Genomic DNA, 12704 nt, shown 5'->3' with positions numbered 1-12704 from the left:
GAATGAATGGCGGACAAATAGGTAATGTAGACTTAGTAAAACAACTAAACAGCGCAGCCGTTTATCGATTAATTGATCAACAAGGCCCAATATCGAGAATCCAAGTTGCCGATGTAAGTCAGCTAGCACCTGCTAGTGTGACCAAAATAACCCGTCAGTTACTCGAGCGTGGATTAATAAAAGAGGTCGCTCAACAAGCTTCTACAGGTGGTAGGAGAGCGATATCTTTGACCACAGAGATAGCCCCTTTCCACTCAGTCGCAATCCGATTGGGAAGAGATTACATACAATTTAGCCTCTTCAACCTCGGTGGTGAGGAGCTATTATCAGAGTCCCAAGAGTTCTTTTATACAACACAGGACGACTTAGTCGACGGTTTGACCGCCTACCTCAGGCAATTTATCGACTCCCACCAAACCATCATAAACCAACTTATTGCGATAGGTATTATATTACCCGGGCTTGTAAACCCCGAGAATGGTGTTGTTGAATATATGCCCAACATCACAGTAGATAACCTTGTACTGGCTGAAATTGTCGAGCACAAATTCCACGTGCAATGTTTCGTTGGCAATGATGTTCGTGGCATGGCTTTAGCCGAGCACTACTTTGGAGCGAGTCAGGATTGCCAAGATTCTATACTGGTGAGCGTTCACCGTGGGACTGGTGCGGGTATTATCGTGAACGGACAAGTTTTTCTCGGATTCAACCGGAATGTGGGGGAGATTGGCCACATTCAAATTGATCCATTAGGAGAACAGTGCCAGTGCGGCAATTTTGGTTGCTTGGAAACCGTCGCAGCGAACCCCGCAATTCTTGATCGGATTAAAAAACTAATCAAACAAGGGTATGAGTCCAGCTTGAGCGGTAAAGAAGGTTTGACTATCCAAGATGTATGCGAGCATGCCAATATTGGCGATGAGCTTGCCAAACAAAGCTTAATCCGAGTAGGCAACCAACTTGGAAAAGCGATCGCAATAACAATTAACCTTTTCAACCCACAAAAAATTGTCATCGCGGGTGATATCACCCAATGTAAAGACATTGTCTTCCCTGCCATTCAGCGTAATGTCGAAAATCAATCATTGACCACTTTCCACAATAATCTGCCCATAGTGGCGTCTGAAATTGATAAAAAGCCGACATTAGGCGCATTTTCAATGATTAAGCGTGCCATGCTCAATGGTGAGTTACTGCAAAAATTACTAGAAGATTGAGCGCGATATCTTCCTTCATAAGTTAAACTTACGGGTTACATAGGTAGCCCGTTTTTAATTGCATAAGAATCATATATATATGGAACTCGTCTTACTCTCTGCTGCTTTTCTCGCTGGCTTTGTTAGCCTTAAATGTCATTTACCACCACTGGTTGGTTTCCTCCTAGCAGGCTTTGCTCTCCATGGGTTCGGCTTTGAAAGTAATGAGACCATAGTAACACTTGCCGATCTTGGGGTAACCATACTACTGTTTTCTATAGGGTTGAAGTTAGATGTAAAAACACTTTTATCCAAAGAGATTTGGGCTGGCGCCACTCTTCATAACCTGTTTTCTACCGCACTATTCTGCGCGGCACTATTTTGCTTAAAGTTTCTCGGAATAAGCTCCTTAGCCAGTATGTCACCAGAGCAACTTTTGCTGTTAAGTTTTGCTCTATCTTTTTCCAGTACTGTTTTTGCCGTCAAAACCCTGCAAGAAAAGGGGGAGATGAACGCTACCTATGGCACCATTGCAATTGGTATTCTTGTCATGCAGGATATTTTCGCAGTGATATTCCTGACCGCATCAACAGGAAAAATTCCCCACTGGTACGCCATTATTTTATTTGCCCTGCCGCTTCTTCGTCCATTATTTTACAAAGTACTCGATTGGGTGGGCCACGGGGAGATGCTGGTTCTGTTTGGTATTTTCTTTGCCTTGGTTGTGGGAGCTGGGCTATTCAAATTCGTTGGTATGAAGCCAGACCTTGGTGCTCTTATTTTGGGTATGTTACTCGCAGGCCATAGTAAGGCATCGGAGTTATCCAAAGCTCTGTTTAACCTTAAAGAACTCTTACTGGTGTGCTTTTTCCTTAATATCGGTTTATCTGTCCAGCCGACGATGACAGGATTAGCGTTAGCTTTGCTATTTTTGATCCTTTTACCCATAAAAGGGATTTTGTATTTTACTGTACTTAATGCCTTTAAATTCAGAGTCAGAACCTCTCTGCTCGCCTCACTTAGCTTGTTTAACTTTAGCGAATTTGGCCTGATTGTTGGGGGACTCGCATTTAAACTCGGCTGGCTTAGCAGCGATCTACTGGTTGCGTTAGCACTTGCGGTATCGATTTCTTTTATTATCGCCTCACCGCTTAATCGCAAAGGACATGAACTCTATCGTCGTTCAGGGCACTGGCTAAAAGAACATGCAGCAGAAAGTCTAAACAACCGAGATAAATTGATTAACCCTGGCAATGCACAAGTGTTAATTCTTGGTATGGGACGAATTGGCACAGGCGCTTATGACGAAATAGTGACCCGTTATGGCAAAGTAAGCCTAGGGATAGAAGTGAGAGAAGACGCTGCAGAGGAGCACCAGCAAGAAGGGCGTAATGTCATTGCCGGAGACGCAACAGACCCAGATTTCTGGGAGCGAATTATAGATACAGCGAACGTCAAATTGGTACTACTTGCTATGCCTCATCACCAAGGAAATCAAATTGCCTTAGAGCAATTAAAGCAAAGAGGATTTAGTGGTCAAACCGCTGCCATTGCCGCCTATTCAGATCAAATAGAGAGTCTACTTGAAGAGGGTGTGGATGCCGCCTTCAATGTATATAGAGAAGCGGGTACTGGTTTTGCTCGCCATGTTTGTGACCAGCTTAACCCTCAGCTAACCCAAAAATAACCTTCCTCATTTGAAAGGCAGTACTTTGCTGCCTTTCAAGACACCCATCATTTTTTGTCTATAAAACAAGCTGACATTAAAATGCATTCATAAAAGAGCTGATTAAATTAAATAAAATTTAGTGCAAGCTAGTTTATATAAACTTTTTTGTTATTTCTTGTTGATTTTTTTAACCAAAATGGCAGATTTTAGCTAACAGGTTAAAAAAGATTTATAAAGGAACTCATATGTGCTCTATCTTCGGTATTCTTGACATAAAAACAGATGCCCAAACACTGCGCCCAATCGCACTCGAAATGTCCAAAAAGCTGCGCCATCGTGGACCGGATTGGTCTGGGATCTATTCTTCTGATAGAGCCATTCTCGCTCATGAGCGTCTTGCCATCGTCGGCTTAAATACTGGTGCGCAGCCTCTGTTTAGCTCTGATAAAAAACACATATTGGCGGTTAATGGCGAAATCTACAACCACAAAGAACTTAGAGCTCGTTACGAAGGGAAATATGACTTCCAAACCGACTCTGACTGTGAAGTTATCTTGGCACTTTATCAAGATATGGGTGAAGAGCTCCTTGAAGAGTTAAACGGCATCTTTGCTTTCGTGCTCTATGATGAAGAAAAAGACCAATACCTCGTCGGTCGTGATCATATTGGAATTATCCCGCTATACCAAGGCTATGACGAACACGGTAACTACTATGTCGCATCTGAAATGAAAGCATTAACACCGGTATGTAAAACCATCAGCGAATTTCCCCCGGGCTGCTTCTATAGCTCCAAAGATGCAGAGCCAAAACGTTACTATGTTCGCGATTGGAACGAATATGCCGCAGTACAAGGCAACACAACCAGCAAAGAAGAACTAACTGCGGCACTTGAAGCCGCTGTTAAACGCCAGTTGATGACAGATGTGCCCTATGGCGTGCTGCTATCTGGTGGCCTAGACTCATCCATTACTTCAGCTGTTGCGAAGCGTTTTGCAGCAATGCGTATCGAAGATGATGAAAAATCAGAAGCTTGGTGGCCTCAACTGCATTCATTTGCTGTAGGTTTAGAAGGCGCTCCAGATCTTAAAGCAGCAAGGGAAGTGGCTGAAAAGATTGGTACAGTGCACCATGAAATGACCTACACCATTCAAGAAGGTCTCGATGCTATTCGAGATGTTATTTACCACATTGAAACCTATGACGTAACAACCATTCGTGCATCAACGCCTATGTTCCTTATGGGACGAAAAATAAAAGCCATGGGTATTAAAATGGTCTTATCTGGTGAAGGTGCGGATGAAATCTTTGGTGGTTACCTCTATTTCCACAAAGCACCGAATGCTCAAGAGTTTCACGAAGAAACAGTACGTAAACTACTAGCACTTAACATGTTTGACTGCGCTAGAGCCAACAAATCTTTGGCAGCTTGGGGCGTTGAAGGACGAGTGCCATTCCTTGATAAAGAGTTCATTGATGTTGCCATGCGCTTAAACCCACAAGATAAAATGTGCGGCAACGGAAAAATGGAAAAGCACATACTGCGCGAATGTTTTGAACATTACTTGCCAGACTCTATCGCATGGAGACAAAAAGAGCAGTTCTCTGATGGTGTCGGGTACAGCTGGATAGATACCTTAAAAGAAGTCGCAGAAAGTAAGATCACAGATCAGCAAATGGAAACCGCGAAATTCCGTTTTCCTTACAACACACCGACCACAAAAGAAGGTTATGTCTACCGAGAAATATTTGAAGAACTATTCCCTCTTCCATCGGCAGCCGAGTGTGTACCAGGTGGACCTTCAGTTGCCTGTTCTTCGGCAAAAGCGATCGAGTGGGATGAATCTTTCCAAAACTGTGTGGATCCATCAGGAAGAGCCGTTCAAGCAGTACACAATGACGCTTACTGAGTCTAAGGCAAGCTCTAACTACATTTAGTTCTATGCTGATCACCCCTTGATATTGTAACAAACAACATCAAGGGGTGATTTATTATCAGTCAATCATATTAACGAGGAAAAACACACCACCACACGTAAGTAACTGACTCACAACGCAATAAGAAGCACAATTACCAAAAAAACATCATGTATATGACAAGAAAATGTCAGAACCTCTTTCTCATAACTGCAAACTTAGTTTCATAAAAAAATCCCACCAAAATAACAAAGTTAATTACACCTATTTTTCAAAAGGTTATGCTCAAACCATAAATGACACTGATAATTCAGTATATTGCAGATATTTTAACTAATTAGTATATGTACTAGCATATTAAATTCTTTAATGGACTAGATTAGTAAAATTTATGGCAAATCATCGACAAATACTTGGCCACCCTCGAGGCCTATTCCTATTGTTCGGAACCGAACTTTGGGAGCGTTTCTCTTACTATGGTATGCGCGCCATTTTAGTGCTGTATTTAACAGACAAAACGATCAATGGCGGCCTAGGCTGGACAACCAAAGACGCGCTAGATTTGTACGGTATCTACACAGGTCTTGTCTATATCACGCCTTTGATTGGCGGCTGGCTTGCAGATAACTACCTCGGCCAACGCAGATCAATACTGATAGGTGGTGCGCTGATGGCAGCTGGCCAGTTTACACTGGCATTACCTGCTGAAATGATTGGTATGAGCACTCTTCACAGTTTTTATCTCGGTCTCGCTCTGCTGATTGCTGGTAATGGACTCTTCAAACCTAATATCTCAACTATGGTGGGCGATCTCTATCAAGAGGGTGACAACCGCCGTGATGGCGCCTTTACCATTTTCTATATGGGTATCAACTTAGGCGCATTATTAGCCGGAATCATTGTCGGTTCGGTCACTGGGGAATTTGGCTGGAAATCAGGATTTGTTGTGGCAGGTATTGGTATGGTGATTAGCCTTGTCATGCAAATGAGTTTAGCTCAATCTTGGCTTGGCGACATAGGTATGGAACCTTCTGCCAAGCGTGAACTTGCCAACAAAAAGTCGCAAAGAAAAGAGCCACTCACCAAAGAAGAATTCGATCGCATCAAAGTCATTTTGGTCATGAGTGTATTCACAATTGTCTTTTGGGCAGGGTTTGAACAAGCTGGTGGTTTGATGAACATTTACACCCAGCAATACACAGATCGTATGATCGGCGGTTTTGAAGTTCCTGCCGCTTGGTTCCAATCACTCAACCCATTTTTCATTATTACCCTAGCACCAATACTTGCTATTTTATGGGTCAAGCTGGGTAAGCGCGAGCCTAACTCTCCAGTTAAATTTGCACTTGCAATGTTCTTCCTAGCTTTAGGCTTCTTATGTATGGTTGGCGCTGTAATGGAGCAAAATGGTGATACGAGTGTCAAAACTTCTATGCTTTGGCTAGTAGGCGCTTTCTTCTTCCACACATTAGGCGAGCTTTGCCTCTCTCCAATTGGATTGTCTTTAGTCACTAAACTAGCTCCTCTTCGCTTAGCTTCTTTGATGATGGGCGCATGGTTTGGTTGTACTGCAATTGCAAACTACGTCGCGGGCTACGTTGGCTCACATGTGGGCGAACTTGGTGCTATGGCCATATTCAGTGGTATTGCGGTCACAGCGATTGTTTCTGGGGTTATCTTATTACTCTTCTCCAATACACTTGTCCGTTGGATGCACGGCGCAGAATCTCCGCTTAGCAATGCAGAACAAGTTGAAGAGCAGCAGAGCCTAGCCGTATAGTAAAAACTAAGTATACAAACAAAACGCCCGACACTAAGTCGGGCGTTTTTTTATGTTAGCTATCACTAACTTGGGTAACCCTACTCGCTTTCTCTTTACTAGCCGAGACAGAACGAATATAGACACTGCCTTGCACTGTTGGCCTCTGGCTATCTGTATAGGTTTTCCACTCTTGTCCATCTATCGAGTATTGCAGCTCAACACCAGGGAAAGCACTATTCATCATAAGCTTGCCCGCTTCGATTCTTCCGCCAGGTATAGGAAGACGGTAATCAATGCCTGCTTTTTCAAGTTTTGCCAATTCACGTTGACCAAGGAGGTTGGCAAAGCGATTGTAATCATTGTTTAATTGCGCCTTATCTACCCGACGAGTCTCTTGAGAATACTCCACTCCGGCTTTAACATCGTTTTCCCAAGTACCTTTATGCCAAGCTCGCTCAGCCGCAGCCAAGACTCGTGGAAATACCATGTACTCATATTGCTCATCGTTTCGAACCGTCTCAGACCAAAGCTGGGCTGATAATCCATAAAAGGGTCCAGCGGCAATATCTGTACTTCCAGAGAAGCCATTACCATCTCGATCTAGCGATGTTTCAGCATTCTGTGGCATGTTTTCAGGAGCAAAACTGAACATTTTTCTTGTATCGGTCGCACGCGTTGCCCAGTAGTATCCACGTTCTTTAGGGTCTACTTCATATGGCATATCCATGTAGACATAATCAGGGTTTGAGACAATGACATCGTAGCCTTTACTCGCCCATTCATACACAGACTTTGTTCCACCCCAGTAAAGCACATCCCAGAAATTCACACGAGTATTGCTCGTTGCAAAGGATGCTGGCCCTTCACTATATTTGAGGCCATCTTGCCATGCTTGAAAACTCTCGATTTGCTTGTCTTTTGCTATTTTCGCAACCTGCTCGGCAAAATAACTCGGTAAGTGAGCAAAATCGCTTACAGCGCCACTGGCCACCAGCTCCTGACACTGAGGAGACTTGGCAAAAGGCTTGTCTTGTTTTGCAAGATCTATGTTGCCTTTCCATTCAACCTTATCCGTGGCATTAATATCTTGAAATCCCGCCCCAAGTTTAATGTTTTTCGCTTCATCACCACCAAAATGCCATGTGCTTAATGGCGCTCCCGCCTCTTTATACATGGCTGCAACTTCAGCGATAACTTTATCCACAAACCTAGCAGATGATGGCAGACATGGGTTGATAAAGCTCTTCTTATCGTAAAACTGTACAGTCGTAACATTTGATGTATCTTCAGGGTCAAGTAAGCGATATTGGTTAGCTTCTTCTGCCTTATTGTCTTTCATTAGACGCTGATATCTAGCTTCCATTGATACCACAGCTGCTCTCGCATGCGCTGGCATATCAATTTCAGGAATCACCTCAATATGACGTGCCTTGGCGTACTTCAAAATCTCGACAAAGTCAGCACGACTAAAATACCCGCTGCCAAAGTTATTTGCCTCTGGCCCCGAGCCAAGCTGAGGTAATAGGCAGTTCTGCTCTGTCTCGTCAAAACAGCGCTGACCTCCAATATCAGTAAGCTCTGGTAAGCCGGGTATTTCTAAACGCCACCCCTCATCATCAGTAAGATGTAAGTGCAGCTTGTTCATCTTATAGGCCGCCATTTGATCGATAGTGGCAAGAATAGCCTGCTTTGAATGGAAGTTACGCGCCACATCGACCATTACACCGCGGTAATCAAAACGCGGAGCATCCTTAATAGAAACAACTGGCAAGGTATCTGGGGATTGGCTATCAACCAAAGCAAAGATGGATTGAACGGCGTAAAATGCTCCCGCTTGATCAAAAGCATTAATCTTGATGCCGCTTGCGCTAATTTGCAGTTGATAAGCGCCGGACTTAATCAATTCACCTGAGAATAAGTTTGGATCAATAATCAAATTAACCGCTTGGCGACCATCAAGCTTTATCCCGATCAATTCGCCTCGGGTCTCAAGTGCCTGATATTGTTCGGGGGTAAATGCTTCTGGCGGCAGGGCAATACCCTTGGTAATATCTAGCTTACCTTGGCCTTGTTCAATATCCATGGGGGTTGGAATCAAGGACGCTGATACATCTTGCTTGACTAAATCCTGATTTTTCTCATAGCGAGAAATCGCAGTTGCAAAAATGTTCTTGTCATCAGGCGTGCGTTTTAAGTTATTTCCCTCTAGGCCCGAAACATAAGAAGCCGTATCTTCGGTATCCAGAGAAGCAATCACCCTTGGCTCAGCATGAGGAGAGGTGATAAACGCCCGTGGCATAAAATCAGTTTCAAATAGCTGCCAGTACTCACCAATTAAAGGCAACACCACCTTTTCACCAGCCGCAAAGCCATCAAATTTATCAGTAGGCTCTAATTTATGTAGATCACCAGTAACATGGGATACTTTGAATTGGTCATTATCAACATCAAGAATTAAGCGAATACTGTGAAAGTAAATCGACCAATCTTTGGCATCAACCGCTTGCCCCTTATTGACTACAGTCATAGTCACTTGGTTACAAGAAGCCCATTCAGCGCCCAGATCTTGACATGCTAATCCTTGGCTTGCTCCATGATTGGTGATCACTTGATAGTCAATATCAAGGTTTTCCGCTAATGAATTGACCACACTTTGCTGTGAAGATTGCAAAGTGCTACATCCTACTAATGTCGCAATAATCGATGTTGCGAGCAGACCTTTTTTTACCATCCAACGTTACTCCTAATTTAACTGCTGTTACCAGCATATTCCTAGATGTTGAAAGGGGTAAAATAATCAAGTCATGAAAGTGATCCTGCTCGAACTTAAGCTTCATTAATAATAAAAAGTACATTAAAGACAATAAACTAAAATAATAGTTAAAAACGTCATTTAAAAAACAACAATCTTTCTTTGAAATAAATCACACCAAAAGTCACAAGACTTATGAGTGTTCGAAGCCGGATCACAAGACGAGTGACATAAGATTAAGCTAAGCTATATAACAAAATATAAAAATGTGATTTTAGACTCAAATTGCTATTGTTAAATTACGTTAAAAGCTTCTATTTCAACAATTTTTCCGTAAGGTAAGCGGCTAAATGCAAAAACTATGGTTATCAATTTTTCTCTTCACTTTCTCGCTATCGTCATTCGCTGAGCCCTTATATTGGCATGCTAAGAAAGGAAAGACGCGTTACCTTATCTTTGGTTCAGTGCATGTCGGCGACAAAAGTATGTATCCTCTTGCCAAAACGATTACCGACACTCTAGCAGAAAGCTCAGGGCTTATAGTGGAATCAGACATAAGGAAAATGCAGGATGTTCGCTACCCTGAGGTCACAATTGTGACCAAAGATGTTCTCAGTCCCAAGCAAATGGAGACTTTAGGCGGTTTAGCGAGCCTTTTTAATATTGATGCCAAGCAACTTCTCGATAGCCCGCCGTGGGCGACAGCATTAACCCTACAAATGAAGCAATTTGAATACCTTGGTTATCAAGCATCTTATGGTATAGATACTCATTTAATGTACAAGGCGACCGCTCAGAACCTTCCTATATTTAGCCTCGAGTCTCTTCAGTTTCAAATCGACTTACTAACAGGGCAAAAAGAATCCGGAAAAGAGCTATTAGTGAGTGCGTTAGATGAATTTGACCGCGCAGAAGATTTAACTAAATGTTTAATCACCAGCTGGAAAGCCGGTGATTTGGAAAAACTCAATCAGTTTGCACAGTTAACTGAAATGTCGCCAGAGCTAGAGAACGCTTTTATTAGCCAAAGAAACCTCAACTGGGCAGAAAAACTGGCTAAGCCAACTTGGTCAAAAGAGCGTAAAGCAAGCTATGTTGTCGTCGTTGGCACTATGCACCTGATTGGCGAAAATAACCTGCTTACTTTACTCAAAGCCAAAGGGTTTAAAGTCACACAGGGCTCAACCAGCCGCGCCGCTAACTGCCAGTTTGAATATTAAGCTCTGTTTATTTTTGTGATTACATTTTGTTCGATACAAAACACGCCTAGAAGCAATAACTTACGCAACTAATTCAATATCATTGATCTAGATCAGTACTCTATGTTTCATTTCGCCTTATCGTAATACCTGTCATCACTACTTCACGACTGGAGGCAACATGGATTTATGGCTAAATCTCCTGTTTGGTAATGCGGTTGGACTATCTTCTATGTTAGTCATTTTCGGAGCTTTAGGCTTGATGCTGTTCTATGGTGGTTACTTCATCTACAAAGTAATGCATGACAAATCTCCTCACTAGAATCGCCTAGCCCTATCTGAAAATAGGTTGTTGCTATGCACCGAAGTAGATTGATTGTCTGCTTCGGTTTTTTAGGTATTGGTGCAGCCAATACTGTTAATACTCATGTATACTAGCTATATCGATTTACGGCCTTCGTATTACCTTATGCCTCACGATAATGAATCCTCTCTATTTCAAGCGTTAATGGGGGATGTAACCCCACTAAAACAAGACACTATTGAGCACCCAAAGTCCCATAACGTCACTGAGGCGCACATCGCACGACGTGAAGCTGCCATCTGGCTTGATGAAAACGATCCGCAGTATTTATCCCTTGAGCACGCCCCTATGCTCAAACCTGAAGATCTGATCGAATTCAAACGAGATGGAGTGCAAGATGGTGTCTATCGCAAATTGCGTTTAGGTAAATACCCTATTCAAGCTCGCTTAGAGCTTCATCGTAATAGCTTAAAAGATGCCAGAGATGCGTTGGTTAAATTCTTAAAGCAATGCATTGAAATGGACATACGCAGTGTACTTATCGTTCATGGACGCGGCGAGAAGTCCAACCCTCCCGCCTTGATGAAGAGCTATCTTGCGAACTGGTTAACTCAAATTAAGGACGTTCAATCAGCCCATAGCGCCCAAGCATTTCATGGCGGTACTGGAGCTGTTTATGTCATGCTGCGTAAAAGCTCAGAAAAGAGATTAGACAACCGAGAACGCCACCAAAAACGGCGCAGTTAAAAGGCGCTCTTACTCAAACCAAGCATTAGTGATAGAATGCCCCCAATTCGTTAAGGACTCTTGTTAGTCCACCAGTATTCCGTTGTGAAACGTTAAAGAGAGAACACTATGCCATCTGAACCAAAGCGCCTGAATAAATTTATTAGTGAAACCGGTTTTTGCTCGCGAAGAGAAGCAGATCGACTGATTGAGCAAGGTCGCGTCACCATTAATGGTCAAGTCCCCGAAATGGGTACTAAGGTACAAAGTGGCGATCACGTTTGCGTTGATGGCAACCCGATTTGCGAGGCCACGGAGCGCCCTATCTATATCGCATTAAATAAACCAACGGGTATCACTTGCACCACAGAAAGAAACATTGCCGGTAACATCGTTGACTTTATTGGCCATAAAAAACGTATTTTCCCGATTGGACGCTTAGATAAACCCTCTGATGGTTTGATCTTTTTGACCAACGACGGCGATATCGTCAACAAGATCCTTCGTGCGGGTAACAATCACGAGAAAGAATACGTGGTACGAGTCAACAAGCCCATTACAGATCAATTCATCAAAAAGATGAGCGCTGGCGTTGATATCCTTGATACCACCACCTTGCCTTGTAAAGTCACCAAGGAAACCAAGTTTTCCTTTCGTATTGTGTTAACACAGGGGCTAAATCGACAAATTCGCCGAATGTGTGAAGCGCTCGATTATGAAGTTTTTAAACTGCGCCGTGTTCGCATTATGAATATTACCCTAGATGGTATTCCAAACGGCCAGTGGCGCTATCTAACAGACAGCGAAGTGGAACAAATCCTAGCGATGTGTGAGCACTCTAGCGGTACAGAAGATGCCTCAAAAACTGATACTCACGGCAAAACAATACGCAGAGCAACGGATGCCAAGCTATTTGATAGCCGCGAGGAAAACCAAGGCTCAAAAGCAAGACGCAATCAAAAAACGCGCACTTTTAAAGGCAAAGACGCCGATAAGTTTCGCCGAGGCCCAAATGCTAAAAAGACTCGCTCTGAATCCTCTGAGACAAGAGTAAAACAAGGCAAGTCTAGCCTTCATTCAGGCCAAAAAGCCCAGCCTAGAAAATCAGGCACATTAAGCCTAAAAAAGTAGCCTGCAAGCGAAACTATCCCTTTTAGAAATCAAAGCTATTTAGCCCAC

At 43.1% G+C, this 12704-nt stretch carries 9 protein-coding genes; 8 read left to right on the top strand and 1 reads right to left on the bottom strand.

All coding sequences use genetic code 11. The features are described 5' to 3' along the window. Nucleotides 1-2 precede the first annotated feature (2 nt). The 4 genes from AAFM34_RS00395 to AAFM34_RS00380 all read left to right on the top strand — a co-directional run bounded on the left by AAFM34_RS00395 (nt 3) and on the right by AAFM34_RS00380 (nt 6562). Entirely contained in the window at nt 3-1217 is a 1215-nt protein-coding gene (locus AAFM34_RS00395; RefSeq protein WP_341658855.1) for an ROK family protein, read from the top strand. Between the two features lie 79 nt (nt 1218-1296). Further along, nucleotides 1297-2883 (top strand): cation:proton antiporter family protein, encoded by a 1587-nt coding sequence (locus tag AAFM34_RS00390; RefSeq protein ID WP_341658853.1) that lies wholly within the window; start codon nt 1297-1299, stop codon nt 2881-2883. 227 nt (nt 2884-3110) lie between these two features. After that, entirely contained in the window at nt 3111-4775 is a 1665-nt protein-coding gene (asnB, locus tag AAFM34_RS00385) for an asparagine synthase B (RefSeq protein WP_341658851.1), read from the top strand. A gap of 398 nt (nt 4776-5173) precedes the next feature. Further along, a complete protein-coding gene (locus tag AAFM34_RS00380) occupies nt 5174-6562 on the top strand; it encodes a peptide MFS transporter (RefSeq protein WP_341658849.1) in 1389 nt (462 codons plus the stop codon). Nucleotides 6563-6617: 55 nt separating this feature from the next. Here AAFM34_RS00380 and AAFM34_RS00375 read toward each other — a convergent pair whose 3' ends face one another. After that, on the bottom strand, nt 6618-9275 hold the full coding sequence (locus AAFM34_RS00375) for a beta-N-acetylhexosaminidase (protein ID WP_341658847.1): 2658 nt from the start codon (nt 9273-9275) through the stop codon (nt 6618-6620). A gap of 371 nt (nt 9276-9646) precedes the next feature. On the opposite strand from AAFM34_RS00375, the gene AAFM34_RS00370 reads away from it, so the two are divergent. From AAFM34_RS00370 to rluF, 4 genes are all read left to right on the top strand, one after another. Further along, nucleotides 9647-10516 (top strand): TraB/GumN family protein, encoded by an 870-nt coding sequence (locus tag AAFM34_RS00370; protein ID WP_341658845.1) that lies wholly within the window; start codon nt 9647-9649, stop codon nt 10514-10516. A 160-nt stretch (nt 10517-10676) separates the two neighbouring features. Continuing rightward, nucleotides 10677-10817, top strand: coding sequence for a DUF3149 domain-containing protein (locus tag AAFM34_RS00365; RefSeq protein ID WP_114786614.1), 141 nt, complete (start codon nt 10677-10679; stop codon nt 10815-10817). Between the two features lie 147 nt (nt 10818-10964). Next, nucleotides 10965-11546, top strand: coding sequence for a DNA endonuclease SmrA (gene smrA / locus AAFM34_RS00360; RefSeq protein ID WP_341658842.1), 582 nt, complete (start codon nt 10965-10967; stop codon nt 11544-11546). 108 nt (nt 11547-11654) lie between these two features. Beyond that, nucleotides 11655-12656, top strand: coding sequence for a 23S rRNA pseudouridine(2604) synthase RluF (rluF, locus tag AAFM34_RS00355; RefSeq protein WP_341658840.1), 1002 nt, complete (start codon nt 11655-11657; stop codon nt 12654-12656). Nucleotides 12657-12704: the final 48 nt, after the last annotated feature.

It is taken from the genome of Vibrio sp. (assembly GCF_038138445.1).
Classification (GTDB): domain Bacteria; phylum Pseudomonadota; class Gammaproteobacteria; order Enterobacterales; family Vibrionaceae; genus Vibrio.
Note: the sequence above shows the minus strand (reverse complement) of the source record. Positions and strands in the feature narration are given on the sequence as shown.